The 25,177-nt window shown below is 70.8% G+C and carries 21 protein-coding genes and 1 pseudogene; 11 read left to right on the top strand and 11 right to left on the bottom strand.

Going from position 1 to position 25,177, the window contains the following annotated elements; all coding sequences use genetic code 11:
- Positions 1-15: 15 nt before the first annotated feature.
- Positions 16-900, bottom strand: coding sequence for an SMP-30/gluconolactonase/LRE family protein (locus OHA21_RS17335; RefSeq protein ID WP_328475073.1), 885 nt, complete (start codon positions 898-900; stop codon positions 16-18).
- A 44-nt stretch (positions 901-944) separates the two neighbouring features.
- A complete protein-coding gene (locus tag OHA21_RS17330) occupies positions 945-1,646 on the bottom strand; it encodes a hypothetical protein (RefSeq protein ID WP_328475072.1) in 702 nt (233 codons plus the stop codon).
- Positions 1,647-1,840: 194 nt separating this feature from the next.
- Here OHA21_RS17330 and OHA21_RS17325 point away from each other — a divergent pair, with 194 nt between their 5' ends.
- From OHA21_RS17325 to OHA21_RS17305, 5 genes are all read left to right on the top strand, one after another.
- Entirely contained in the window at positions 1,841-3,364 is a 1,524-nt protein-coding gene (locus OHA21_RS17325; protein ID WP_328475071.1) for an MFS transporter, read from the top strand.
- Between the two features lie 9 nt (positions 3,365-3,373).
- Positions 3,374-5,452 carry an alpha-1,4-glucan--maltose-1-phosphate maltosyltransferase gene (locus OHA21_RS17320; protein WP_328475070.1) on the top strand — a complete coding sequence of 693 codons (2,079 nt, stop codon included), beginning with the start codon at positions 3,374-3,376 and terminating at the stop codon, positions 5,450-5,452.
- 78 nt (positions 5,453-5,530) lie between these two features.
- Positions 5,531-5,956 carry a hypothetical protein gene (locus OHA21_RS17315; RefSeq protein ID WP_328475069.1) on the top strand — a complete coding sequence of 142 codons (426 nt, stop codon included), beginning with the start codon at positions 5,531-5,533 and terminating at the stop codon, positions 5,954-5,956.
- Positions 5,957-5,958: 2 nt separating this feature from the next.
- Positions 5,959-6,171, top strand: coding sequence for a helix-turn-helix transcriptional regulator (locus OHA21_RS17310; RefSeq protein WP_328475068.1), 213 nt, complete (start codon positions 5,959-5,961; stop codon positions 6,169-6,171).
- Between the two features lie 53 nt (positions 6,172-6,224).
- Positions 6,225-6,977: a hypothetical protein gene (locus OHA21_RS17305; RefSeq protein ID WP_328475067.1), complete on the top strand. Its 753-nt coding sequence runs from the start codon at positions 6,225-6,227 to the stop codon at positions 6,975-6,977.
- A gap of 15 nt (positions 6,978-6,992) precedes the next feature.
- Here OHA21_RS17305 and OHA21_RS17300 read toward each other — a convergent pair whose 3' ends face one another.
- Together OHA21_RS17300 and OHA21_RS17295 are read right to left on the bottom strand one after the other, a co-directional pair.
- The gene (locus OHA21_RS17300; RefSeq protein ID WP_328475066.1) at positions 6,993-10,082 is read right to left on the bottom strand and encodes an AfsR/SARP family transcriptional regulator; all 3,090 of its coding nucleotides are present in this window, start codon (positions 10,080-10,082) and stop codon (positions 6,993-6,995) included.
- A 99-nt stretch (positions 10,083-10,181) separates the two neighbouring features.
- Positions 10,182-11,288 carry a hypothetical protein gene (locus tag OHA21_RS17295; RefSeq protein ID WP_328475065.1) on the bottom strand — a complete coding sequence of 369 codons (1,107 nt, stop codon included), beginning with the start codon at positions 11,286-11,288 and terminating at the stop codon, positions 10,182-10,184.
- A gap of 541 nt (positions 11,289-11,829) precedes the next feature.
- On the opposite strand from OHA21_RS17295, the gene OHA21_RS17290 reads away from it, so the two are divergent.
- The 4 genes from OHA21_RS17290 (at position 11,830) to OHA21_RS17275 (ending at position 16,009) form a co-directional block, all read left to right on the top strand.
- Positions 11,830-12,186 carry a hypothetical protein gene (locus OHA21_RS17290; RefSeq protein WP_328475064.1) on the top strand — a complete coding sequence of 119 codons (357 nt, stop codon included), beginning with the start codon at positions 11,830-11,832 and terminating at the stop codon, positions 12,184-12,186.
- A gap of 7 nt (positions 12,187-12,193) precedes the next feature.
- Positions 12,194-12,583, top strand: coding sequence for an effector-associated constant component EACC1 (locus OHA21_RS17285; RefSeq protein WP_328475063.1), 390 nt, complete (start codon positions 12,194-12,196; stop codon positions 12,581-12,583).
- A 3-nt stretch (positions 12,584-12,586) separates the two neighbouring features.
- Entirely contained in the window at positions 12,587-15,547 is a 2,961-nt protein-coding gene (locus OHA21_RS17280; protein ID WP_328475062.1) for a caspase, EACC1-associated type, read from the top strand.
- 231 nt (positions 15,548-15,778) lie between these two features.
- Positions 15,779-16,009, top strand: a complete 231-nt coding sequence (locus tag OHA21_RS17275) for a hypothetical protein (protein ID WP_328475061.1) — start codon at positions 15,779-15,781, stop codon at positions 16,007-16,009.
- A 51-nt stretch (positions 16,010-16,060) separates the two neighbouring features.
- Here OHA21_RS17275 and OHA21_RS17270 read toward each other — a convergent pair whose 3' ends face one another.
- Complete coding sequence (locus tag OHA21_RS17270) at positions 16,061-17,506, bottom strand: family 43 glycosylhydrolase (protein ID WP_328475060.1); 1,446 nt, start codon at positions 17,504-17,506, stop codon at positions 16,061-16,063.
- Positions 17,507-17,686: 180 nt separating this feature from the next.
- On the opposite strand from OHA21_RS17270, the gene OHA21_RS17265 reads away from it, so the two are divergent.
- Positions 17,687-19,180, top strand: coding sequence for a family 43 glycosylhydrolase (locus OHA21_RS17265; RefSeq protein ID WP_328475059.1), 1,494 nt, complete (start codon positions 17,687-17,689; stop codon positions 19,178-19,180).
- Between the two features lie 47 nt (positions 19,181-19,227).
- On the opposite strand, the gene OHA21_RS17260 is transcribed toward OHA21_RS17265, so the two are convergent.
- Positions 19,228-19,656 (bottom strand): MarR family winged helix-turn-helix transcriptional regulator, encoded by a 429-nt coding sequence (locus OHA21_RS17260; protein WP_328475058.1) that lies wholly within the window; start codon positions 19,654-19,656, stop codon positions 19,228-19,230.
- A 58-nt stretch (positions 19,657-19,714) separates the two neighbouring features.
- Here OHA21_RS17260 and OHA21_RS17255 point away from each other — a divergent pair, with 58 nt between their 5' ends.
- Positions 19,715-20,194 carry a hypothetical protein gene (locus OHA21_RS17255; protein ID WP_328475057.1) on the top strand — a complete coding sequence of 160 codons (480 nt, stop codon included), beginning with the start codon at positions 19,715-19,717 and terminating at the stop codon, positions 20,192-20,194.
- 101 nt (positions 20,195-20,295) lie between these two features.
- Here OHA21_RS17255 and OHA21_RS52750 read toward each other — a convergent pair whose 3' ends face one another.
- From OHA21_RS52750 to OHA21_RS17235, 5 genes and pseudogenes are all read right to left on the bottom strand, one after another.
- Positions 20,296-20,601, bottom strand: coding sequence for a cellulose binding domain-containing protein (locus tag OHA21_RS52750; protein WP_442875166.1), 306 nt, complete (start codon positions 20,599-20,601; stop codon positions 20,296-20,298).
- Between the two features lie 99 nt (positions 20,602-20,700).
- A pseudogene (locus tag OHA21_RS17250) lies at positions 20,701-21,768 on the bottom strand (PQQ-dependent sugar dehydrogenase); the annotation flags it as partial.
- Between the two features lie 21 nt (positions 21,769-21,789).
- A complete protein-coding gene (locus OHA21_RS17245) occupies positions 21,790-23,289 on the bottom strand; it encodes a mannitol dehydrogenase family protein (protein ID WP_328475055.1) in 1,500 nt (499 codons plus the stop codon).
- A 32-nt stretch (positions 23,290-23,321) separates the two neighbouring features.
- A complete protein-coding gene (locus OHA21_RS17240) occupies positions 23,322-24,209 on the bottom strand; it encodes a carbohydrate ABC transporter permease (protein ID WP_328475054.1) in 888 nt (295 codons plus the stop codon).
- Positions 24,206-25,165, bottom strand: a complete 960-nt coding sequence (locus OHA21_RS17235; protein ID WP_328475053.1) for a carbohydrate ABC transporter permease — start codon at positions 25,163-25,165, stop codon at positions 24,206-24,208. The genes OHA21_RS17240 and OHA21_RS17235 overlap by 4 nt, the downstream gene beginning before the upstream one ends.
- Between the last annotated feature and the right edge of the window lie 12 nt (positions 25,166-25,177).

Here is a 25,177-nt window from a genome sequence, read left to right as displayed (position 1 = left end):
CCGAATCGGCTGAGATCAGGCCGCCGGTGTCGGCACCGTCACAGCGACGATCCGGCCCTCGCGGGCGGCGCTGCGGGCGTGCTCGTCGAAGTCGGGCGCCGTACAGATGAACAGCGTCCGCCCGGACTCGCCGCCGAGCGCGCACGCGTACGCATTGGTGCCGGGCCGCACCTCATCGGTGATCTGCCCGCCTTCCGCGACCCGGATCACCCGCCCACCGATGGCGTCGGCCACCCACAGACCCACGTCGGCGTCCAGGCTCCCACCGTCCGGCGCCGCATCGAGCTGGCCCAGCGCCCCGGCGACCGCACGTTCGGTCGGCACCGGCCCGAACTGCGCCCACACCCGCTGGCCGGTGAGCCGGCCGTCCTCGGTGAGGTCGAACGCGGAGATCCGGTTGCCGAACGTCTCGTTGACCAGCACGACACCGTCGGCGGTGAGGTTGATGGCGTTCGGGAACCAGAGCCCGGCCGCCACCTCGGAAACCGTGCCGTCCGGGTCGACGCGGTGCACGGCCGCCGGTTCCAGCGGTGCGCCGTTCATCAGATCGAACCCGAAGTTGCCGACGTACGCGCGGCCCTCGGCGTCCACCGCCATGTCGTTGAGGTGGCCGGTCGCGTGCCGGCTCAGATCGGCGTGGGTGACCAGCGCGCCGTCCGGCTCACGCCGCAGGATCCGCCGATCCCGCATCGAGACGACCAGCAGCCGCCCGTCCGGCAGCCAGCCCAGCCCCGACGGCTGCTGCTGCACAACGGCCTCGACCCGGCTGTCACTCCCGTCCTCGCGGACCGACATCACCCGGCCGGTGTAGAAGTCGGAGAACCAGAGCCGGCCGTCATGCCAGCGCGGTGCCTCGGTGAACGTGAACCCCTCGACGACGGTGGTGACAGGATGCGCCATCACCCGATGATCGAACGGGTCCGGCGTTCTGGCAACGGACCGGATCAGCCCTTCGTCTCGATCTCCGCCCGCATGTCCGGGAAGTCGCCCTTCACGTCCACCGCGGTCTCGGCGAAGAACAGGAACATGCCGACGCTGCCCTCGTCGGCCCAGCCGCAGATCGCCACATCCTCCTTGCCGATGACGGTGCTGCCGCACTGCGCCACACCGCCGAGCGAGCCGGTGCTGGCGGGGGAGACCCCGGTGAGCTGGCTCTCCCCACTGAACGACTGGAACACCGTGTCGAGCATCCGCTGCGGGTCGTCGATATCCACCTCGGCCGCGAGGGCGGCGATCATCTTCTTGTCGGCCGGCGAGCCGTAGACCGCCCCGAACGCGTTCGCGGCGCCCGGGTAGCCCTCCAGTTCCTTCGCCAGGTCCGTGGTGAGCGAGGCCAGCTCCTTGGCTTCGATCTTGGGCTGGCCGTTCAGCGTGTCCGGCTCGCTGATGCTGATCTCGCTCGCGTCGGTCGGGTCCGGGGAGAACTTCTGGCCGAGCAGGTAGAAGACGATCCCGCCGCCCACGAGGATCACCAGCCCGATCGCGATCGAGAGCATGGTGATCGCGACGGTACGGGACTGGCCCGGCGGCGGAACCATCGGCGGGCCTGGCTGACCGTAGCCGGGCTGACCGTAGAACTGCTGCGGTGACTGATACGGGTCGGCGGGCGGCGGGAGCGGTGCCCCGGGTGACGGCGGGTAGGTCATCGACGCTCCATGAGGAGAATGGTCAGCGGATCTTATCGGCGGCCGGATCGGGGGGTGCGGGCGCACGTACAACTTTGGATGGACGTCCGGATCGGGCCCGCGGCGATAGATTCCCGGGACAGGTGTCCGGTCGACGGGGGAATCGATGAACGCCGTGTCAATGCCGGTGAACCCAGCGAACACGAGGCGCTGACGTGGCCGGCCGTGTCGTCACCGAGGCCCGGCGCCGCGAGGACCGGGTCCTGCTGGCCGCGACGCTCGCGAACGGGCCGGTCGAACTGCTCGACTTCCTGCTGCCGTTGTGGGCGGGTGTGGCCCTGGGTGCGAGCGCCGTGCAGGTGGGTGCGCTGATCGCCGCCGAACTCGCGGTGTCGGTGCTGGTCCGGCCGTGGGCCGGGATGCTCGCCGACGCGTACGAGCGCCGTTTCGTGGCGGCCGCCGGCGCGCTGCTCTACGCCCTGTCCTGCGCGGGGTACGCCCTGGCCGGCGGTCTGCCGTTCGCCTACGCGGCGGCGGTGCTGGGTGGTCTCGGCGGGGCGCTGTTGTGGGTCGCGGTCCGGGCGATGGCCGGCGAGCGTCTGACCGAGGACTCGGCCGTGTTTCCGCGCCTGACCGCGGCGGAGCAGACCGGCGCCTGGGTGGCGTTCGTTGCGGGCCTGTCGCTGCTCGGGGTCGCCGGTTACCGGGCGGTCTTTCTCGCCTGCGCGGCGGCCTGCCTGATCGCCGCGGTGGCGTTGCTGAGCGCGCCGGCCCGGGTGGTGCCGGCCGCCGCGGAACTGCCGGGCGAGGTGGCCGCCCGGCTGCGGCCGATGCTGCTGGCGGTGCTGGTGACCATGGCGGCGGAAGCCGCGATCGCCCTGCTCCTGCTGTTGCATCTGCAACGGCATTTCGACCTGGAGATCATGCAGATCGCGTACGTGTTCCTGCCGGGTGCGATCGCGATGGCGGTGCTTCCCCCATATCTGCACCGGTTCGTGCTCCGCTTCGGCCGGATCCGGGTGCTGGCGCTGGCCTCGGTGTCCAGCGCGGTGTTCGCGGCCGGTCTCGCCGGGGCCCCGAACCCGGCGGTCATCGCGGTGTTGTGGGTGTTCAGCGGTGCGGCGTGGGCGGCGGTGATCCCGGTCCAGCAGGCCGTCGTCGCGGAAGCGTCCGGGGCGCGGGTCGGCCGGGGGATGGGCCTGTACGAGGCCGCCGTCCTGCTCGGCTCGATGGCCGGCTCGCTGCTCGCAGGCGTGCTCTACGACGTCTCGCCGTGGCAGGTGGCCTGCCTCGCTCTGGCCGCCGTCATCCTGGCCGGCGCCGGGTTGGTGCCGTGGTCGGTGCGAGCCCTGCGGGTCGTGGACCGGCCGCAGGCGCCCACGGCATCGCAGACGGCCACACCGGCGGAGCCCGAGCCGCCGGTGGAAACGAAGTCGCCGGTGGATACCGGGCCGCCGGCGGTTCGCCCGCAACGGTCGCCGCTGCGCAAGCTCGGCGAGCACACCCTGCTCTTCCTCGTCGTACAGCTGATCCTCGCCGTTCTTGATCTCTCCTGGCTGCGGGATCTCGCCGCGGGCGCCGTCGATCTGCTCTCCGGGGCCCGCGACGTGCCGCTGACCGGGCCCGCCTGGGCGGCCTACCAGGTGGGCAAGATCTGGACGGTGGTCTTCGTGATCGACGTGATCGCGACGGCGGTGACAGTGGTGCAACGCCGAGCGGGCCGGCGGCGGGCGGGTTAATGTGCCGAAATGGACGCTGCGAGATTGCCCGAGCCGGCCGCCGACCAGCTGGAGCGCCGGGCGCCCACCGTCGCGCTTGATGCGCCGACCGCGCCGCTGAGGCCGATCGGGCGGATTCCGGTGCAGGACGTCACGCCGCTCGTCGACGGCGGCAACCGGCCGGTCAAGTCGGTGGTGGACGAGCCATTCGAGGTGACCGCGACCGTGTTCCGGGAGGGGCACGACGCGGTCAACGCGACCGTGGTGCTCACCGATCCGCACGGCGCCGAGCAGCACCTGCCCATGACGCGCATCAATGCCGGTCTGGACCTGTGGACGGCGACGGTGTGCGCGGGGCGTACCGGCCGGTGGAGTTACCGGGTGGAGGGCTGGTCGGATCCGTACGGCACCTGGCACCACGACGCGGTGATCAAGGTGGGCGCGGGCGTCGACGTCGAGCTGATGCTGGAGGAGGGGGCGCGGGTTCTCGACCGGGCGGTCGCGGAGGTCACGCGTACCGATGATGGGGTGAAGCTGTTGGGCGCGGCTGCTGCCGCGTTGCGTGACGCGGGGCTGACCGTGGAGGAGCGCCTGGCTGCCGGGGTTGCTGCGGGTGTGCGGGCCGAGCTGGCGGCGCGGCCGCTGCGGGATCTGGTCACGCCGAGCCCGGATCATCCGTGGTTGGTGGAGCGCGAGCGTGCGCTCTACGGCGCCTGGTACGAGATGTTCCCGCGGTCGGAGGGTGCGACGCAGGATCCGGAGACCGGCCGCTGGACCAGCGGCACGTTCGCGACCGCGGCGCGGCGGCTGCCGGGCATCGCGGCGATGGGGTTCGATGTGGTCTATCTGACGCCGATCCATCCGATCGGCGAGACCAACCGCAAGGGCCGGAACAACACCCTGCATGCGTACGAGGGAGATCCCGGCTCACCGTACGGGATCGGGTCGGCGGCCGGTGGTCATGACGCGGTGCACCCGGACCTCGGGGATTTCGACGCGTTCGACGGCTTCGTCGCGGCGGCCCGCGAGGCCGGCCTGGAGGTCGCCCTCGATCTCGCGCTGAACGCCTCGCCCGACCATCCGTGGGTGAAGTCGAACCCGGAGTTCTTCACCACCCGCGCGGACGGTTCGATCGCCACGGCCGAGAATCCGCCGAAGAAGTACGAGGACATCTACCCGCTGAACTTCGACAACGACCCGGCAGGCGTGTACGCCGAGATGCGCCGCATCGTGCAGGTGTGGATCGATCACGGCATCCGGATCTTCAGGGTCGACAATCCGCACACCAAGCCGGTCGAGTTCTGGGAGTGGCTGATCGGCGACGTCGGCCGCGAGCATCCCGAGGTCATCTGGCTGTCCGAGGCGTTCACCCGGCCGGCCATGATGCACATCCTCGCCAAGGTCGGCTTCCAGCAGTCGTACACGTACTACGCGTGGCGGCACACCCGGGCGGAGCTGACCGAGTACTGCACCGAGCTGGCCGGCCCGGCCGCGGCGTACATGCGGCCGAGCTTCTGGCCGACCACGCATGACATCCTCACCCCGTTCATGCAGCACGGCGGACCGACGGCGTGGAAGATGCGGGCCGCGCTCGCCGCCACGCTGGTGCCCACCTACGGCATCTACGCCGGGTACGAGCTCGTCGAGGACCGGCCCCGCCCGGGCGCGGAGGAGCAGCTCGACAACGAGAAGTACCAGTACAAGGACCGGCGCTGGGCCGATCACGAGCCGGGCGGGCCGGACGAGGGCCGGTCGATCGCCGGCTATCTGACGAGGATCAACGAGATCCGCCGCGCCCATCCGGCGCTGCACCGGCTGCGGAACCTGCGTTTCCACTCCGCTGAGGACGACAACATCCTGGTGTTCTCCAAGGCCCGCACGCTGCACGACCGGCACGACGTGATCCTGGTGGTGGCCAACCTGGACCCGCATCAGACCCGGGACACGTGGGTGCACCTGGACATGCCGGAGCTGGGGTTGCAGTGGCACGACGGGTTCGTCGCCCACGACCTGGTCACCGGGCAGCACTTCAACTGGGGACAGCACAATTTCGTACGCCTTGGACCGGGCGCCGAGCCGGTCCACATCATCAGCGTGCAGCGCTACTGACCCGGCAGTGTCAAAAAAGTTTGACAGCTCCGGCTAGTCTCGGGATATCTGAATCCCGCTGACGCTGGGGAGTTCGCCGTGTCATTCCCACAGAAAAGCGCACTGACCATGACCGCGATCCTGGTCGTGGTCTTCGGCTTCTACTTCGCTCTGGTGCTCGGGCCGGTCGCCGGCACGCCGGCCCCCGCCCGTGACTTCGCGTTCACGGCCCTGCTGATCCTGGCCGGCGCCGTGGTCGTGGTGCTGGCGGCGGCGACGCACATCGTCCTGGCGATCGTGTTCCGCCGTGAAGTCGACGCCCACGACGAACGGGACCGGCTCATTGATCTACGCAGCACCCGGGTGGCGGCCTACATCCTGGCCGCCGGCGTCTTCGGTGGCATCGGACTGGCCATGGTGCAGGCCGACGGGTTCTGGATCGCGCAGGCGCTGATCGCGGCGCTGGTCGTCGCCGAGATCGCGGACGGCCTCACCAAGCTGACGTTGTACCGGCGTGGGGTCTGACGGTGGTCAAACCGACCCGCATCACCAACCGCATCACCGAGCTGCGCAGAGTCGCGGGAATGAGCCAGGCCGAGTTGGGCGACCGCGTGGGTGTCACCCGGCAGACGGTGAACGCCATCGAGGCGGGGAAATACTCGCCGTCGCTCGAGGTCGCTTTCAAGATCGCTCAGGTGTTCGGGGAGCCGCTCGAAACGGTCTTCCAGTATCCGCAGTAGACGGGTGCCGCGTACTCTCTCCGCGACCGAAGATCCGGACCGGGAGTCGATGTATGCGAACCATCCACGCCGTCACCGCGCTGGCCGTCACGGCGGCCCTGCTCGGCGGATGCACCAGCGGGAGCTCCCCGTCGCCGGCCCCCGCCTCGGCGGCGCCGGCGTCCAACGGGGTCGCTGACCTGTCCGCGTCCGCGATCCTGGAACGCGCCCGGGGCGCGCTCGCGACCGCGACGTCGTTCCGGGTGCGCGGCGGCGTCTTCCACGACGCGATCTACGACGGGCAGGGCAGGGGCGAGGATCCGCAGCTCTGGTCGGTCGACGTGCGGATCGCCGGCACCGATGCGGCAGGCTGGACCGCGATCGGCGCGTCGAAGCAGGAGTCGATCATCGTGGGTGACAAGCGCTATCTGCGGGCCAGCGAGCAGATCCTGGCGCAGACTGTCGGCCCCGAGCGGGCCCGCGCTCTGACTAGGGAGCGGGGCGGCCGGTGGGTCACCCTGCCGCGCCGGCAGCGGGTCTTCGGCGACTTCGTCACCGCGGCCTACGTCGACGGGCTGATCAAGCCGAAGGCCACCGTCACGAAAGGCGCCGGCAAGGTCATCGACGGGATCCCGGCCATCGCTGTGATCGACAGTGGCCGCACCCCGACGACCGTCTACGTCGCCATCACCGGCGAGCCGTACCCGGTGCGCCTGGAACGTGCCGAGCTGGAGGGTCTGTCGTTCACGGAGTTCGGCGTGGCGTTCCCGCAGATCCAGGCGCCGCCCGCCGCCGATGTCGTCGGCCCCGGTAAGAAGCCGGCCTGAGGTCGGCGCCCACGGTCACTGATCAGCCGCTGCGCTGCCCGCCGCGGTGAGTAGCGCCGTCGCCTCCTGGTCTGCGGCGGCCGCCGATGCGGTGTCGCCGGCCCGGTCGTGGGCGGCGGCGAGGGCTCGCAGGGCGTGGCCCTCCAGCAGACGGAATCCGGCCTGGCGGGCCAGCGCGACCGCGCGCAGGGCGAACGACAGCGCCCGGTCGGGTTCCGGGTGGGCGGCGGCCAGGCCGGTCAGGGCGACGATCTCCGGGTAGCGGCTGCCGCTGTCGCGGGCCAGCGTCAGGGACTGCTCGTGCCGGGTCACCGCGTCGGCGGTACGCCCGAGCGCCGCCAGACAGGCCCCGGCAGTGTTCAGAGCGTCCGCCTCGTACCGCACATTGCCACTGTCGTGCGCGAGCCGCACTGCCTGCTCGGCCAGCTCCGTGGCATGCCGGCCCCGGCCCGCCGCGCGGTGCGCCTCGGCCAGCGTGCGCAGCGTCTCCGCCTCGCCGCTGCGGTCGCCGATCTCGCGGTGCAGCACCAGCGCCCGCTCCAGATCGGTGCGGGCCTCGTCGAGGCGGCCCTGTTCCAGCCGTACCCGGCCCAGGTTGCCGAGGTCGACCGCCTCGCCGAGCGGGGATTGCAGGGCCCGGTCCAGTTGCAGGGCCCGGTGGTGATGCTCGGCGGAGCGTTCCAGGTCGCCGAGGTCCCAATAGACGGCGCCGAGGTTGCCGAGGTTGACGGCCTGCCCGGCGACCCGGCCGGTGGCCTCCGCCAGGGCGAGTGCCTGCGCGTAGTGCTCGGCCGCTTCCGGCAGCCGGCCGGCCCACCAGTAGACGTTGCCCAGGTTGCCGAGGGCCGCGGACTCCCCGTCGGTCCAGCCGCACGCCCGGTTGAGCTGCACCGCCTGCCGGTAGTGCTCGATCGCCTCGTCGTAGCGGCCCTGCCGGCCGTGCACGTCGCCGAGACTCAGCCGTGCGGCGGCCTGCCCGGCCAGGTCCCCGGCCGTGGTGGCCGCGGCGAGCGCGGCCGTGGCCACGTCCAGCCAGTCCAGCGTGTACATCCGCAGCCAGAAGTAGCCGCGCAGCGCGTCGGCGATGATCCAGGCCGCTGCCGTGCCCTGCTGCGCGGCGTACCGGACGGCGGCGATCAGGTTCGGTCGTTCCGCGTCCAGCCAGGCGAGCGCAGCCTGATGGTCGCCGGGCGCGGTGACCTGCGTGGACGGCAGCCGCAGCATCTCCGGGTTGAGTGTGCGGGCGGCGGCCAATGTGTCGGTGACGTACCGGTCGAGCCAGCAGGCCACCGCTGTCTGCCGGGCCGCCGGCGCCTCCTCGGCGTGGGCACGCTCCGCGGCGTAGGTGCGCAGCAGATCGTGCCAGGTGTAGCGGTCGGTGGCCGGGCGGTCGAGCAGGTGCGCGGCGGCGAGCCGGTTGAGCAAGGCGGCGGCTCGCGGCTGCGGCAGTCCGGTCAGGGCTGCGGCGGCTGCGGCGGTGGTGTGCACCGCGGGGACCAGGCCGAGCAGCCGGAACAGGCGGCGTTCGACCGGGTCGAGGACGGTGTAGGAGGCGTCGAACGCGACCCGTACCGCGGTGTCCGGGTCGTCTTCGACGGCCAGCGCGCCCAGCGGGTCGCCGGCGCTGAGCCGGGCCACCTGGTCGGCGAGGTCGCCGGTCAGCTCGGCGGTGGCGATCCGCAGCGCCAGCGGCAGGTAGGCGCAGAGCCGGCAGAGCCGGGCCGCCGCGTCCGCCTCGGCCGCGACCCGTTCGGGGCCGATCAGCCGGTCCAGCAGGACGCCCGCCTCGTCCTCGGTGAGCACGTCGAGAGCGAACCGGCGGGCGCCGTCGCGGGCGACCAGCCCGCCCAGGCGGTGCCGGCTGGTGACCAGGACCAGGCAACCCGGTGTTCCGGGCAGCAGCGGCCGGACCTGGTCCACGCCGGTCGCGTCGTCCAGCACGACCAGCACCCGCCGCCCGGCGAGGGTGGAGCGGAACAGCGCGGCGGCGGAGTCCGGCTCGACCGGGATCTGTTCGGCGGGGACGCCGAGCGCCGTCAGGAACCCGGTCAGCGCCTCGACCGGCCGGACCGGCGGCGCGGCCGCGAAGCCGCGCAGGTCGACGTAGAGCTGACCGTCGGGGAACCGGTCGCGGGCCTGGTGCGCCCAGTGCACCGCCAGGGCGGTCTTGCCGACCCCGGCGGTGCCGGTGATCGCCGCGAGCGCCATCGCGCGGGTGTCGTCGGCCAGCTCGTCGAGGCGTTTGAGCAGGTCGATGCGGCCGGTGAAGGCGGAGACGGCGGCCGGCAGCTGGGCTGGAGGCGGCGGCCCGGCCGGCGCTTCGGCCGCTTCGGTAGGACTCGGCTGTTCCGTTGCCGGCGTGGACACCGTGCCCGGCGGCGTCTCGCCGGCCAGGATCGACCGGTGCAGCGCCTGGACTGCCGGACCTGGTTCCACGCCGAGCTGCTCGACGAGGACGGTGCGCAGTTCCGCGTACGCGGCGAGCGCGTCGGCCTGCCGGCCGGCCCGGTGCAGCGCGACGATGAGCTGCGCCCACAGCCGTTCGCGCAGCGGGTGCTCGGCGATCCGGCCGCGCAGTTCACCGACGAGACCGAGGTCGCGCCCGAGCTGCAGGTCGAGGTCGATGCGCTGCTCGACCACTTCCAGGCGGCGTTCCTCCAGCCGGGCCACCGCGGGGGCGAGCCCGTCGAGGGTGATGCCGTCGAGGGTCGGCCCACGCCACAGGGCCAGCGCCCGGTAGAGCAGGTCCGCGGCGTCCGCCGGGGAGGCGGCAGCGGACGCGGCCGCCGTCAGTTGTTCGAACCGGTGAGCGTCCAGGTCGCCCGGCTCGACCTCGAGCAGGTAGCCGGGAGGCCGGCTGATCAGGCACTGCTTGCCGGTGCGCCGCAGCGTACGCCGCAGCTCGGCCACGTTGCCCTGCAGCAGGGCACGGGCGGTCGGCGGCGGGCGCTCGCCCCACAGATGGTCGACGAGGCGGTCGGTGGAGACGACCCGTCCGGCGTCGACGAGCAGTGCCGCCAGCAGGGCGCGTTGCTGCGGGCCGCCGACCGGGACCGGGTCATCGCCCTGCCACAGCTCCAGCGGGCCCAGGATCCCGAACCGCATGGCTCCACTGTGGCCCCCCGGGGCCGCGCGCCCAACCGGGTTTCCGGGATGTGAAAGGGTGCGGCCCCACCCTGAACAGGGTGGGGCCGCAGGGGACGGCTAGCGGTTCGTGGCGTGGCTGAGCGTGAAGGCCGAGTCCACCGGCGCGCCCGCCGGGGTCTGGCAGTCCACGTCGATGGCGGAGCTGGAGCCGCTGGAGAACAGTTCGGTCACCGAGCAGATCGCGGTGGACGATCCGTGTGCGGTGGCGACCGGGCTGCCCTGGTCGAAGGCGGGGATCCGGTTGAGGCGTACCCGGTATGCGCCGGTGCCCTCGTGCGTCACGGTGTTGGTCTCGCCGCCCTGCATGTTGAAGCTGTGCCGGGCGTCGGGGGAGTACGGCTTGCCGAGCGCGGCGGCCGGCTGGTTGGCCCACACGTACCCGCCGAGGTCGGCGAAGCCGTTCGGCAGGTGCCGGTCGGTGTAGCGCAGCGACCAGGCGGTGTCGACGGGCTGCCCGCCCGCGGCGAAGCAGCGCACGTCGGCGGTGCGCACGTTCCACGAACGCACCTTGCAGAAGTTGGCGCTGTTTCCGTACGCGGTGACGTGCACGACCCCGCCGAGCTTGGTGAAGCCGCTGCCGAAGTCCACGCTCCACGACCCGGTTCCGGTCTTGGCGACGGTGTTCGGGGCGCCGCCGGAGTTGTAGGAGTAGCGCGCGTCCGGCGCGCCGCTGACCGGCGGGTGGGCCAGCAGGTAGGCGCTCTGCTGGTTCGGGTCGTTGCTGCCGCGCTGGAACTGGACGGTGAACGGGGTGTCGGCGGTGACGCCGGACGGGTTGTGGCAGGCCACGCCGATGGCCATCGCACCGTCGAGCGGCAGCCAGTACGTCGTCTTGCACCGGTTGCCGTGTTCGCCGTACGCGCTCACCTGCACGTTGCCGCCCTGCGTGGCGCCGAGGCCGGGCATCCGGACCTCGTAGTCGCCGGTGCGGTAGCGGGTCACCGTGTTGGTGCCGCCGGTCGAGTTGGCCGACATCCGCTCGTTCGCGACGTAGGAAGGGTTGCTGGGCTGATCGGCGAAGGCGAACCCGTACTGCGCCGCCGCTGCGGCTGCGGCGGGTGCGGCAGGCGGGGTGGCCGGGGCGGCCACCGCCTGGCCGGCGGAGAGCAGGGCGAAGCCGCCGAGGACGGCCGAGCCGAGGATCGCGCGGGTTGCGCGTCGCATGGTTCCTCCAGGATCTGATTCGGTACGCCGGACCGCGGTGGACCGGCGGGAGGAACTCTGCGGCGTGCCGCCGGGCGAGCGATGGGAATCGTCTGGGGACGCCGGGTCGTGGACCGGACTGACCGATCGGCGACAGCACGGTTCCTCAGGGATTCGCTCTCCGCTGGCCGCTCGCGGCGGTTCAGCAGCCCGGTCAGTTCGTCGTGCTGGGCCTGCGCGACCAGCAGGCGTTGCTGCGCGGCCCGGTCCCGCTCCGACTGATGGAGGCGGACCAGCACCACCCTCCTGCGGGTGGGCGTCTCGATCGGTGTCGCGGTGTCGTATCCCGGCGAGTCCAGCGACGTCCTGGTGGCCGCGCCGACGAGTTGATGTACGCCGCGAAGCGCGCCGGCAAGGCAGGTTCTCCCGAACACCGGCGGTTGCGCCCGGTCCTGTGACGCGAACGAGTGAATGGCCCCGTCGGGAAGCTGATAGAGCTGATTGCCGGACGAGCGAGATCCTGAGGGTGACGAGCGCACTTCGCAGAGGCAGGAGCGTGGCGATGACCATTCAGATGGACCAGCTCGTGGACACGTTCAAAGGTCTTGAACCCGCTGAGCAGAAGGAAGCGCTCAAGAAGACGATCTCGGCCGCCGAGGACGAGGTGACCAAGGATGCGCTGTCGTCGCCCGAGATTCAGGACAAGGTCGTGGCAGCGATCCCACCGCCGTCCGCCCAGGTCTCGAACTTCCTGTGGATCGTGATCTTCGGCATCCTCGGCGTCGTGATCATCGGCGGTGGCATCGTCGGTGTCATCGCCGACGGCTCGGACGAGACAGCGGTGTACGGCTTCGTCGGCATCGCCCTCGGCGCCGTCGTCGGCCTGGTGGCGCCCGGCCCCAAGATGATGACCAAGTAGGCCGGCCATGAGCGTCGACGGCGTGACGCAAGTGCTGGTCGTCCTGGAGGCTGACGACGAGATCGACGCGGAGACCCACGAGCGGCTCGCTCACCGGTTGCGCGCCGAGATCGCCGACCTCGATGTCGAAGCGGTCACCGCGGCGCCGGCTGCGGCCGCGCCGGCGAACGCGAAGGGCGACCCGGTCACCATCGGAGCACTCGTCGTGGCACTGAGCGCGTCCGGTGGTGTGTTCACCGCCCTCATCGAGACGGCGCGGGACTGGCTCGGCCGCCAGCACGGGCGGCACCGGATCAGCGTGACCGTCGACGGCGACACCATCGAACTGGAGCGGGCGTCGTCGGCGCAGCAGCGTGAGCTGATCGACGCGTTCCTGCAGCGGCACCGTACGGAGTGAGTCGTGGGCCGGCGGGTCGCGCTGCTGATCGCGACGTACGAGTACCGCGACGCCGGCCTGCGCCGTCTCACTGCGCCGGCACACGACGTCGAGGCGCTGACCGCCGTGCTCGGCGACCCGCGGATCGCCGGTTTCGAGGTGACCACCCTGGTCAACGAACCGCACCACCGTGTCGGTGAGGCGATCGGCGACTTCTACCGCGACCGGCGACGCGACGATCTCACCCTGCTGTATTTCACCGGGCACGGTCTGAAGGACGACCGGGGCCGGCTGCACCTGGCCATGGCCGACACCCGCCGGGACAGCCTGATGTTCACCGCGATCTCGGCCGAGCAGATCGACCAGGCGATGGAGGGCTGCGGCAGCCGGCGCAAGGTGCTGATCCTGGACTGCTGCTACAGCGGGGCGTACCCGCCTGGGCGACTGGCCAAGGCGGACGACCAGGTGCACACGTTGCAGCGGTTCCAGGGCCACGGGCGTACCGTGCTGACCGCCTCCGACGCCACCCAGTACTCGTTCGAAGGCGACCGGAGCAGCGGCGACGCGGCGCAGTCGGTGTTCACCCGGCATCTGACCGCGGGTCTGCGCGACGGCAGCGCCGATCTGGACGGTGACGGAGACATCACGATCGACGAGCTGTACAGCTACGTCTACGACCGGGTCGTCGAGGACACCCCGCAGCAGCGGCCGAAGAAGCAGGACGACGTGCAAGGGCGAACGGTCATCGCCCGCAACGTCAACTGGGACCTTCCGGGGTATCTGCGCAACGCGCTGAACAGCCCGATCGCCACCGACCGGCTGGGCGCGCTGGACGCGCTGGCCCGTCTGTATCGCATGGGCAACGAGACGGTACGGGTTCGCGCCCGCACCGAGATCGAGAAGCTGACCGGCGACGACAGCCGTACCGTGTCCGCCGCGGCCACCGACCGCTTGCAGACGCTCACCACCGCGGACCCGGTGATCGAACCGGCCGTGCCCCCACCGAAGCCCGCCCCGGAGAAGCCGCCGCCGGAGAAGGTGGCGCCGGAGAAGGCGCGGCCGGCGAAGAAGCGGCCGGAGAAGACGCCGCTCAAGATGCCGCGCATGCCGGCCCGGCGGGAGAGGCTCGCGGTGGCGGCCGGCGCCCTGGCGATCCTGGCGGGCCTCCTCATCGCCGCCGGGCCGATCACCCGCGAGTTCACCAGCGGCGTCCTGGTGTCCGGCCCGAGCGCCGACCACCCGTGGTACGCCGCCGGGATCGCCGTCGCCGCGGTCGCGGCCGGCCTGGGGCTGCTGCGCCGGGCGACCCGCCCGCTCGTCGGTCCGGGCCTGCTGCTCGGCGTGGCCGCCGCCTCCTGCTGGGGGCTGGCGTTCTTCACCGGCGAACTGATCCGCGACGCACTGCTCGGCGACCCGTGGCGTGAGCCGCGCCTGGAACTGCTCGGCCATCTGCTCCTGATCGCCGCCGCCGTTCTCGCCGGGCTGCACCTGCACCGCGACCGGACAGTGCGCCTGCGGCTGACGGTTCCGCGCGACCGTGCCGCCCGGGCCGTGCTGCTGGTGTGCGCGCTCGCGACGGTCGGCGGCGCACTGGCATTGGGCGTGCAGCTCTACGAACTCGTGCAACTGCGCGAGACGTACCCCGGCCTCGGTGACCTGGCCACGCACACCTGGCCGTACGCGATCGCGGTGGTGCTCGCCCTGCTGGTGCCGCTGATGGCGGCCTTGGCCGCCCCGGCCCGATTCGCTCTGGCGCTGCTCACCGGTTGGATCACGGGCGGCTGGGCGATCAGCCTGACCACCGGAACCTGGATACGCGGGCACCCGGATCCCGGCCGCACCTGGGCCATCCTGTTCGGCGCGGCCCTGCTGGTGCTGCTCGTCGCCGCCGAGGTCCTGGCCCGCCGCCCGGGCGGCGGCACCGTGCGGCTAACCCGGCGCCTGCTGGCCGCGACGCTGGGCGTGACGCTGATCGTCGGGTGCGGCGCGGTGCTGCTCGTCGACCGGTTGACACCGGCGTCCGGGCTTCTGGTGCGGTTGGTGAACCGGCTGGCAGTCAGCCCGCGTGGTGACCGGCTGTATGCGACGGCACTGCTGCGCCCACCTTTCGCCGGCCGGGACACCGGGGAGCGCGGCGAGCTGATCGTGATCGACTCGAAGACCGAGAGGCCGGTCGGTGAGCCGATCGCGCTGCGCCCCTCACCGGTCGGGGTGGCGGTCAAGGCTGACGACGGCGCCTACCTCTATGTCGCCGACCGGGATTCCGATGCCGTGACGGTGCTGAGCACCCGGGAGAACGCGACGATCGGCGACGTGATCGGCGTCGGCGACGAGCCCAGCGACGTGGCGATGACCCGCGACGGCGGCCGGGTGTATGTCACCAACAGCGGCTCGAGAACGATGACCATCATTCAGACTTCGAACAACGGCATCATCGGTACGCCGGTCGAGCTCGGCGACGACGCCGGCGCCTCCGCCGTCAGCCCCGACGGCAGATGGGTGTACACCACCAACGGCGCCGCCGAGCAGGGTCCGTACCGGCTCACCGTGATGGACGCCGACAACAACCTTCCCGTCGGCCAGGTGACCTTGCCCGGCCGGCCCAATTCGCTGGAGCCCAGCCCGGACGGCAAGCGGTTGTACATCGGCAGTGACCAGGCCGGTGAGGTGAACCGGCTGTGGATGATGGACACCGCATCGCGGCAGGTCAGCGAGGTGGCCGCCGCGGACGCCGGGTTCGCCGACATGGCCGTCCACCCCGACGGCAGCCGGCTCTACGCCATCGACCTGGTCGAGGGCGTGACCGTCGTCGACCTGACGGCGAAGCGGATCGTCGGCCGCCCGGTCGACGTCGGTCTGGCGGTCGACGTGGCCGTCAGCCCGGACGGGGAACGCGTCTACGTGGCGAACGCGTCGGCCGGCACCGTCTCGGTGTTGTCCACGACCGACCTGAACCGTGTCACCACCATCGACCTCGCCTCGTGAATGGGGTGGAGATGGCCGCCCGATCGCTGCTACTTTCGCCGCAATGCGTTGGTGATCGCCGGAGAAGGACAGGCCGTTGTACCTCAGCTGAGACATGCGCTGTGCCCTCGGGCACTGACGTCCCGCACAGGCCCAGCGAGCGGCATGCCGCTCGCTTCCAGGCCGTGCGCGGATCACTTCCGCGGAGCGCCGTCTCCGCACGTGGATGTCACTGCAGAACGGATTCCCTTGTTGATCAACTACGAAGGTGCCCGGCTCGTCACCGACCTGGGCTTCACCGTCCGCCGCCGCGCGATGGCCGACATCCGGCCCCTGCGCCCCTCGGGCCGCTGGGCCGGCCTGGGCCACCAACCGCGCCGCCGGCGGCGGCAGGGCGGCTGGCCGACCACGATGACGTGGCGGCACCACGCAACCGACGTCAACGGTCAGTTCCCGGTGAGGCGCCGCCGGCGCAAGTCATGACGCACGTCGGGCGGCGGCAGTGCCGCCGCCCGACGCCGTGGTGCTGATCGATCAGCCCATCCGCCACTGCTGCGCGGCCGTGCCGTTGCACGGGTAGAGGGACAGGCGTGCGCCGTTGGCGGCGTTCCACTCGTAGTTGTCGAGGCACATGTTGCCGGCGACGTTGCGCAGCGAGAACCAGCCGCTGCCGCGGTCCTGCACGATCCACTGCTGGGCGGTGGACCCGTTGCAGGTGTAGAGGCCGACGTCGGCGTTCGACGCGGTGTTGAAGTTCAGGTTGTCCAGGCAGGTGCCGGTGTTGCGGTTACGGATCTCGTAGTGCGTCGGCGCCTTGTAGTTCAGTTCGAACTGCTGGGCGGTGCCGCCGTTGCAGTCGTAGAGGCGGACCAGCGCGCCCAGCGTGGTGTCCCGGTTGTAGTTGTCGACGCACCGGTTGCTGTGCCGGCCCCGGATGCCCGGGTTGGTGACCGTGCTGGGGATCGGCTGGCCGAAGAACGGGTCGCCGTTCTCACGCCACAGCAGCTGCTGCATGCGGGTGTGCCGGTTCGGGTCGGTCAGCGCGTCCGGGTTCGGGGTGGCGTAGTCGCGGGCGTGGTAGACCAGCATGTCGGTGACGCCGTCCTCGGCGACGGTGAAGCTGCCGTGGCCGGGACCGTAGACGCCGTTGGCGGTCTGGAACACCGGGTTCGGGTGTTTGTACCAGGAGGCCGGGTTGAGCAGGTCGACGTTGTCCCAGGAGGACAGCAGGCCCAGCTTGTAGCGCGAGTCGGTCGCCGACGCCGAGTAGGCGATGTAGACCCGGCCGTTCTTCACCAGCGGTGACGGACCCTCCACGACGCCGGCGACGCCCTCCTTCTCCCAGGCGACGGTCGGCGCGGCGATCTCCACGGCGCTGCCGGTGATGGCAGTCGGGCCGTTCATCCGGGCGATGTACATGTGACTGTTGAAGTTCGTCGACGGGCTGTCCTGGGCCCAGGTGAAGTAGCGGACGCCGCGGTTGACGAACGTCGCCGCGTCCAGCTGGAACGACTCCCAGCCAGTGTTGAACCGCTGCGGCGCGCTCCAGGAGCCGGTCATCGGGTTGGCGCTGGTGTTGCGGATCCAGTAGAGCCGCTGATCGAAGCGGGCGGTGTTCGGTGACGCCGAAAAGTACATGTACCAGGCGCCGTCGATGTACGTGATGTCGGGCGCCCAGATCCAGCCGCTGAGCGCGCCGCTGGACGGGGCCACGAACGCGTTGCTCGTCGCGGCGGTGCCCAGCCCCTGCAGGGTGGTGGCGCGGCGCAGCTCGACGCGCTTGTAGTCGGGGACCGAGGCGGTCATGTAGTAGTAGCCGTCGGTGTGCTTGAAGATCGCGGTGTCGGCGCGCTGGTTGATGACGGGATTGCGCACGGTGATGAACTGGGCGGACGCCGGCGCGGCGAACCCGGTCAGGAGCACGACGACCAGGGCCAGTGCGACCGTGAGTCGGCGACGGAGTCGAGCGGGGAGACCCATCGATGACTTCCTTATCGGCGGGGACGGGGACGTGTGATCGTTAACATGCACGTCGATGCGCAGTCCCGTCAAGAAACATCGGCGAAATCTTAGCGACCCTTGTTAAGCCTATGAATGTCTCGTAACATGCCGGACAAATTTGTGAGCGCTAACGCCAGATGCCGGCGAAAGGACAGCCGCATGCGCCTGCGAACCACGATCACCGCCCTGCTGACCACCCTCGCCCTGATCGTGACGGTGGGCGCCGCCCCGTCCCCGGCCGTCGCCGCACCCGGCGCCTCGTTCCAGAACCCGGTCGTCGGCACGCCCAACAGCGCCGACCCGTGGATGGGCTTCCACAACGGCAGCTACTACTACGCGGCAACGACCTGGACCGGGCGCATCTACATCCGCAAGTCGGCCACCGTGGCGGGCCTGCGCACCGCGCCGGAGACCACCGTGTTCACGATGTCGCAGCCCAACGCGGTGTCGAACATGTGGGCGCCCAGCCTGCACCTGCTCAACGGGCCCAACGGCCAGCGCTGGTACCTGTACTACTCGGCCGGTCCGTCCGCCTGCTGCGGCGGGCAGCGTCAACACGTACTGGAAAGTGCCGGCACCGACCCGTTGGGGCCCTACACCTACAAGGGCGCGCTGGTGCTGATGCCCAACAACGGCTGGTCGATCGACGGCAGCGTGATGACCGTCGGCGGGGTCAACTACTTCGTGTACTCGGCTTTCAACAACAACGTCGGCTTCGAGAACGGCGGCCTGCAGAGCCTCTACATCACCCGGCTGACCAACCCGTGGACGCCCGCCGCCCTCGGCACGCTGATCTCCGAGCCCACCCTCGCCTGGGAGCGGGTCGGCAACCCGGTCAACGAAGGCCCGTACGTGCTGCAGCGCGGCGCCCGCACCTTCCTGACCTACTCGGCGAGCTACTGCGGCACCCCCGACTACAAGATCGGGGCGCTCGAGCTCACCGGCACGAACCCGCTCGCCCGCAGCTCGTGGACCAAACTCGCCAACCCGCTGTTCCAGCGCAGCGACGCCAACGGCGTGTTCGGTCCCGCCCACCACAGCTTCTTCAAGTCGCCCGACGGCACCGAGGACTGGATCGTCTACCACGCCAACGACTCGGCCTCGCAGGGCTGCGGCACCACCCGGACCAGCCGCGCCCAGCGCATCGCCTGGAACCCGGACGGCACGCCTCACCTGGGCGTCCCGGTCTCCAATGCGACCGTCCTGGCCGGCCCGTCCGGCGAGCTGGGCAATCCGGGCGCGGTCACGGTCCAGCGCCTGCAGTCCTACAACTTCCAGGACCGATATGTACGCCACCAGAACTACACCACCCGCATCGATGCGAACGTCAGCCCGGCCCTGGACGCCCAGTTCCGGGTCGTGCCCGGCCTGGCCGACAGCGGTGCCGTGTCGTTCGAGTCGGTGAACTTCCCCGGCCACTACCTGCGGCACAACAACTACGTGCTGCGGCTGGAGCCGAACACCGGGTCGGCGACGTTCCGCCAGGACGCGACGTTCCGCCAGGTCGCCGGCCTGGCCGACGCGACATGGTCGTCCTTCCAGTCCTACAACTTCCCCGACCGCTACATCCGGCACAGCAACTACGTCCTGCGCATCGACCCGATCACCACCGCCGCCGCCCGGGCCGACGCCACCTTCCGCCGCACCTCCTGACCTGCGGGTTCCGGCCGGCATCGCCCGGCCGGGCCAGGTCAGAGGTGTCAGGTGGGCGGGGACTCGTGCTGGGCGCGTAGCGCGCGGTGGAGCAGAGAGTTGAGGGTCGTCGCCTCGGCCGGGCTCAGGCCGAACACCGCAGGATCGTCCAGCGTGGCAGCGGCCCGCGACGCGCCGTCCAGCACGGTACGGCCCTGCGGTGTGAGTCTGATGCCGGCTCGTCGTCCCGGGCCACCGCTGCGGTCGCGTGCCACCAGCCCGGCGGTCTCCAGCGTGGCCACCAGTTCCCCGACGCTCTGCGCCGTGACCAGCACCCGGCGGGCCAGTTGACCGGAGCCGATGCCCGGCTCGGCCGCGATCGTGGCCAGCACGCCGAACTGTGCGGGCGTCAGGCCGTGTGGGCGCATCGCCGTTTCGAACCGGCGGCTCAGCACGTGGGCGAGGCGCACGATCGTCCAGCCGACGGGGGAGTCCAACTCTGCCAAGGTATAAGGCTCCCTTGTACTTTGGTATCAGGCATCCTTACAGTAGGGCATGGCTGGTCATCGGCAACGGCAATGGACACTGCTGGCAGTGCTGGGCATGGCGGCCTGGTTCTTCGGCAACCTTTACGAGGCCGTGGTGTTCTCTCCGAACTGGATCGAGGACAGTCCGGCACAGTTCAGCCGACTCGACGCGTTCTTCACCAACACCGGCCCGACCCTGTATTTCGTACCGCTCAGCCCACTCGCCCTCGTTCTGGTCTGGGCCCTGTGGTGGCGCAACCACGACGACGACCTGCGCTCGGACTACCGGCGTGCCGGCCTGGCCGCACTGCTGCTGGCCGCACTGACCGCAGGCATCGTCAGCGTCGTCATCCCGCGCATGTTCGGCGCGCAAGCACTCGCGGACCCGGCGCGGCTGCTGCCCGCGGCCTGGTGGTGGAACGCCCTCAACGTCGCCCGCATGATCCTGACCGCCGTCACCGGCTGGTACCTGTTCCAGGCCTTCCGCACCCTGGACCGACGACCGTAAGGCTCAGCCGGTCACGGTCTTGGCGAGCCGGCCGGCGGTGCGGGCGATGATTTCCGGGAAGTGGTGGGACAGGGTCTCGTTGTGCTGGCCTGGGTGCTCGATCAGCCGGTGACGGCGCAGGCCGTGCCGTCCAGGCGGAAGTCAGTCGGCCGGGCGTTGGTGCCGCTGTAGGTGGCCTGCAGGCCGAACGACGTCGTCGCGCCCGCTGCCAGGGTGCCGTTCCAGCTGGCGTTGCGGGCGGTCACCGCGGCGCCGCTCTGGCTGACGGTGGCGTTCCACGCCCCGGTGACCTGCTGGTTGCCGGGGAAGGTGAAGGTGACCGTCCACGAGCTGCGGGCGGCGCCGAGGTTGGTCACGCCGACGTTCGCGGTGAAGCCGGTGCCCCACTGGTCGGCCGTCCAGCGCACGGAGCAGGCCGCAGCCGACGGCGAGGTCGACGGGGAAGCCGGCGGCGAGACGGACGGGGAGCCCGGCGGCGAGGCGGACGGTGACACCGGGCCGAGCGGCGGGAACCGCAGGATCCGGTCGTCGTCCGCGGCCGGCGTGCCCCGGCCGTCGCGGTTGCTGGTGGTCACCCACAGCGCGCCGTCCGGTGCGCGTTCCACCGTGCGCAACCGTCCGTACTGCCCTTGCAGCCGCGCGACCGGGGTGCCCGCGCCGCCGGCGCCGTCGAGCGGCACTGTCCACAGGCGCTGGCCGCGCAGCGCGGCGACGTACAGGGTCTGGCCGTCGATGGTGGCGCCGCTGGGTGACGCCTCGGCGGTGGTCCACACGACGATCGGGTTGCGGAAGCGGGTGTCGGTGCTGCGTCCCTCCACGGTCGGCCAGCCGTAGTTGGCGCCGGCGACGATCTGGTTCACCTCGTCCCAGGTGTTCTGGCCGAACTCGGAGGCGTACAGCCGGCCCTGCGCGTCCCAGGCCAGGCCCTGCGGGTTGCGGTGGCCGAGGCTGTAGACCAGTGAGCCGGGGAACGGGTTGCCGGTGGCGGGCACGCCACCGTCGGGCCGCATCCGCAGGATCTTGCCGTTGAGGCTCTGCTGGTTCTGGGCGTTCGAGGTGACTGCGGCGTCGCCGACGGCGGCGTAGAGCATGCCGTCCGGGCCGAAGGCGATCCGCCCGCCGTCGTGGATGCTCGCCTTCGCCAGTCCGCTGAGGATCACCTGCTGGGTCTGCGGCGTGTCCAGCCGGAACCGGACGATCCGGTTGTCGCTGGCGGCGGTGAAGTAGACGTACACATAGTTGTCCTGGGCGAAGGTGGGGGACACGGCAAGGCCGAGCAGGCCTGCCTCGCCGGCCGGGGCGACGCCGGCGATGGTGGTGACGGTGGCCGGTGCGGCGCCGGGGCGCACTCGCAGTACGCGGGCGCTGTTGCGTTCGGCGACCAGCGCGCTGCCGTCGGGCAGGAAACCGAGGCCCCACGGGACGGTCAGCCCGCTCGCCACGACCTGCGGGTTGGCCAGGTCGGGTTCCAGCGCGGCCGCTGGTGGGCCGGCCGCGACCAGGGCGGCGGCGCTCAGGGTGAGCGCGGCGAGCGTGCTGCTGACGGCGATGGTGCGGCGCATGAGCACCTCCATAGCTAATCGACAGCCATGAATCTACCCGCGCGGTGGGAGCGATTCCAAACCGGGGTGCAGCCGCTCCAGTGTCGCCCGCGCGCCATGCTCGTGCAGCGAACTCAGTGTCCGGCGGTAGGCGGCGACGAACCGATCGTTGTCGACCAGATCGCCGAACACCTGCCGGTTCGCGATGAACGCGAGCGGCTCCTCGCGCTGGCGCTGGGCGTTCGCCATCAGGACCTCCCGCAGCGGGTCCACGACGTCGATCGGGGCGCCCTGCTCGTCGATGCCTTCGGCGTAGCGGGCCCAGCTGGCGACCACGGCGGTGGCGCGGTGGATCTCGCCGCCGGCGGCGAGGTTGTGGCGGATCACCGGGAGCAGCCACTTGGGGATCCGGTCGGAGCTCTCCGCGCACAGCCGGGCGACCGTGTCGCGCACGGCCGCGTTGGAGAACCGGGCGATCAGGTTGTGCTTGTACTCGGTCAGGTCGATGCCGGGCACCGGCTCCAGGGTCGGGGTGGCCTCGCGGTCCATGTAGTCGAGCAGGAACGTGGCGAACAGCCGGTCCTGGCACACCTCGTGCACCAGGCGGTACCCGGACAGGTAACCGAAGTAGCAGAGCGCCTGATGGCTGGCGTTGAGCAGGCGCAGCTTCATCAGCTCGTACGGCTCGACGTCGTCGACCAGTTGCACGCCGGCGTCCTCGAACGGCGGCCGGCCGAGGGGGAACTCGTCCTCGAGGACCCACTGGGTGAACGGTTCGCACACCACCGGCCAGCGGTCGTCGATGCCGAAGCGTTTGCCGAGCTCGTCGATGTCGTCCTGGGTGGTGACCGGGGTGATCCGGTCCACCATGCAGTTCGGGAAGCGCACCTCCCGCTCGATCCAGCCGCCCAGTTCGGTGTCGCGTAGCCGGGCGAACGCGACGAAGCTGCGCCGGGCCGCGTCGCCGTTGCCCTGGATGTTGTCGCACGACATGATCGTGAACGGCGGGGTGCCCCGCTCGCGGCGCCGGGCCAGCGCCTCGGTGATCAGCCCGAACGTCGTCGCCGGCGCCACGCCGGGCTGCAGGTCGTGCTGGACGGCCGGGTTGGCCGTGTCGAACTCGCCGGTGACCGCGGAGAAGTTGTAGCCACCTTCGGTCACGGTCAGCGACACGATGCGGGTCGCCTCGTCGGTGAGCCGGGCGATGACGGCCTCCGGGTCGTCCGGGGCGAACAGGTATTCGCGGATGGCGCCGATGACGCGGGCCTGCATGGTGCCGTCCGGCGCTTTGACGACGAGCGTGTACAGGCCGTCCTGGGCGTCGAGGGCCTCCTTCATCCGGCGGTCGGCGGGCATCACGCCGACCCCGCAGATCGCCCAGTCGAGAGCCTTGCCCTCGTTCATCAGGCGGTCCAGGTACATCGCCTCGTGCGCGCGGTGAAAACCGCCGACACCGAAGTGCACGATGCCCGTACGCAATCTGCTCCGGTCGTAGGTCGGTCCGGGCACGTTGCTGGGCAGGTCCGGCAGGGTGGCTGCGCTCAGCGCGATCATCGGGCTCTCCCTACTCGATGGAAACCAGAGACCTACTTGACGGAGCCCAGGGACAGGCCCTGCACGAGCTTGTCCTGGGCGGCGAAGCCGGCCACGAGCACCGGGAGCGAGACCACGAACGCGGCCGCGCACAGCTGGGCCAGGAACAGGCCCTGGCTGGTCACGAAGCTGGTGAGGAAGACCGGGGCGGTCTCGGCCACGGTGGCGGTCAGCACCCGGGCGAACAGCAGTTCGTTCCAGCTGAAGATGAAGCAGATCAGCGCGGTCGCGGCGATGCCCGGCATGACCACCGGGGCGACGACCGAGCGCAGGGTACGGGCCAGTCCGGCGCCGTCCACGCTGGCCGCCTCGAGCATCTCGACCGGCACCTCGATCAGGAAGGAGCGCATCATCCAGACGGCGATCGGCAGGTTCATCGCGGTGTAGAAGGCGATCAGCAGCCAGATGTTGTCCAGCAGGTTGGCGTTCTGCGCGAACAGGTAGATCGGCAGCAGGCCGGCGACGATCGGCAGCATCTTGGTGGACAGGAAGAAGAACAGCACGTCGCTCCATTTGCGCACCGGCCTGATGGACAGCGCGTAGGCGGCCGGGATGGCCAGCAGCAGCACGATGATCGTGGACGTGATGCTCGCGGTCAGCGAGTTCAGCAGCGGTGGCCACGGGCTGGCGCCGCCGGTGAAGAACTCGCGGTAGCCCTCCAGCGTCAGCGGCGCGAACACCGCCGGCGGATTGGTCGCCGCGTCCGCCTCGCTGTGGAACGAGGTGAGCACCATCCACACCACCGGCAGCACGAAGAGCAGCCCGATCACCCAGCCGGCAAGGCTGAGCAGCAGGCCGCCACGTTGTTTGCGGGGTTTGCGGGGTACGCCGGACTCGGTACGGGTGGCCGGAACGGGACCGGTCTCGGTGATCGACGTCATCGCCCCGACTCCTGCCGGAAGAGGGTGGACACGGTGCGCAGCGCGAAGGTGGCGATCAGGATGGTGCCGATCACCACGATCACCGCCGCGGCGGAGGCCCGGCCGTAGTCGTGGGCCTGATAGAAGATCTGGTAGATGGTGTACGGCAGGTTCGCCGTGCCCAGCCCACCGGACGTGATCACGAAGACCGCGTCGAAGGTCTGCACGACGTAGATCGAGCCGAGCAGGGCGGCGAGTTCGAGGTACTGGCGCAGGTGCGGCAGCGTCATGTGCACGAAGATCTGCCAGGTCGTCGCGCCGTCGATGCGGGCCGCCTCGATCACGTCCAGCGGGCGGCCCTGCAGACCGGCCAGCAGGATCAGCATCATGAACGGCGTCCACTGCCAGACCAGCGCGAAGATCACCGACCACAGCGGCATGTTGGTGATCCAGTCCGGCTGCGGTGGGCTGTCCGAGCCGAACAGTCCCCAGATCCAGGTCAGCGCGCCGTTGAACAGGCCGTACTCGGGGTTGTAGAGCGCGTGCTTCCACAGCAGCGCCGCCGCGACCGGCACCACCAGGAACGGCGCGATCATCATGGTCCGGACCGCGGCGCGGCCCTTGAACTTGCGGTCCAGCAGCAGCGCGATGCCCAGACCGAGCAGCAGGCTGATCAGGACGACGCCGGCGGTCAGCAGGATCGTGGTCCACACCGACTCGCGCATGTTGACGTCGGTGAACACCCGCCGGAAGTTGTCGAAGCCGGCGAAGCCGATCTCGTCCGGGTAGTAGGCGTTCCAGTTCATGAACGAGATCACCAGCGTCACCACGAACGGCAGCTGCGTCACCACGATCATGAAGATCAGCGCGGGCAGCAGCGGTGCCCGCCGTCCCCAGTCGGCTGCCCGCCGGGCGCCGGTCGTCGTGGGGGCCGGTCCGGCCCCTTGCTGGTCGGGCTTCTCCACCGCGACGGTCATGGCGCCTCTCCT

Origin of the sequence: Actinoplanes sp. NBC_00393 (assembly GCF_036053395.1) — a bacterium.
In the GTDB taxonomy this organism is placed as follows: domain Bacteria; phylum Actinomycetota; class Actinomycetes; order Mycobacteriales; family Micromonosporaceae; genus Actinoplanes.
The sequence above is the reverse complement of the archived record's forward strand: the minus strand, read 5'-3'. Positions and strand labels throughout refer to the sequence as shown.

Coding starts and splice junctions, on each gene's coding strand:
- OHA21_RS17265 (WP_328475059.1), top strand. CDS start 17,687: ATGCGCCTGCGAACCACGATCACCGCCCTGCTGACCACCCTCGCCCTG.
- OHA21_RS17240 (WP_328475054.1), bottom strand. CDS start 24,209: ATGACGTCGATCACCGAGACCGGTCCCGTTCCGGCCACCCGTACCGAG.
- OHA21_RS17300 (WP_328475066.1), bottom strand. CDS start 10,082: ATGCGGTTCGGGATCCTGGGCCCGCTGGAGCTGTGGCAGGGCGATGAC.
- OHA21_RS17245 (WP_328475055.1), bottom strand. CDS start 23,289: ATGATCGCGCTGAGCGCAGCCACCCTGCCGGACCTGCCCAGCAACGTG.
- OHA21_RS17295 (WP_328475065.1), bottom strand. CDS start 11,288: ATGCGACGCGCAACCCGCGCGATCCTCGGCTCGGCCGTCCTCGGCGGC.
- OHA21_RS17290 (WP_328475064.1), top strand. CDS start 11,830: ATGACCATTCAGATGGACCAGCTCGTGGACACGTTCAAAGGTCTTGAA.
- OHA21_RS17305 (WP_328475067.1), top strand. CDS start 6,225: ATGCGAACCATCCACGCCGTCACCGCGCTGGCCGTCACGGCGGCCCTG.
- OHA21_RS17320 (WP_328475070.1), top strand. CDS start 3,374: ATGGACGCTGCGAGATTGCCCGAGCCGGCCGCCGACCAGCTGGAGCGC.
- OHA21_RS17255 (WP_328475057.1), top strand. CDS start 19,715: ATGGCTGGTCATCGGCAACGGCAATGGACACTGCTGGCAGTGCTGGGC.
- OHA21_RS17330 (WP_328475072.1), bottom strand. CDS start 1,646: ATGACCTACCCGCCGTCACCCGGGGCACCGCTCCCGCCGCCCGCCGAC.
- OHA21_RS17235 (WP_328475053.1), bottom strand. CDS start 25,165: ATGACCGTCGCGGTGGAGAAGCCCGACCAGCAAGGGGCCGGACCGGCC.
- OHA21_RS17270 (WP_328475060.1), bottom strand. CDS start 17,506: ATGGGTCTCCCCGCTCGACTCCGTCGCCGACTCACGGTCGCACTGGCC.
- OHA21_RS17285 (WP_328475063.1), top strand. CDS start 12,194: ATGAGCGTCGACGGCGTGACGCAAGTGCTGGTCGTCCTGGAGGCTGAC.
- OHA21_RS17335 (WP_328475073.1), bottom strand. CDS start 900: ATGGCGCATCCTGTCACCACCGTCGTCGAGGGGTTCACGTTCACCGAG.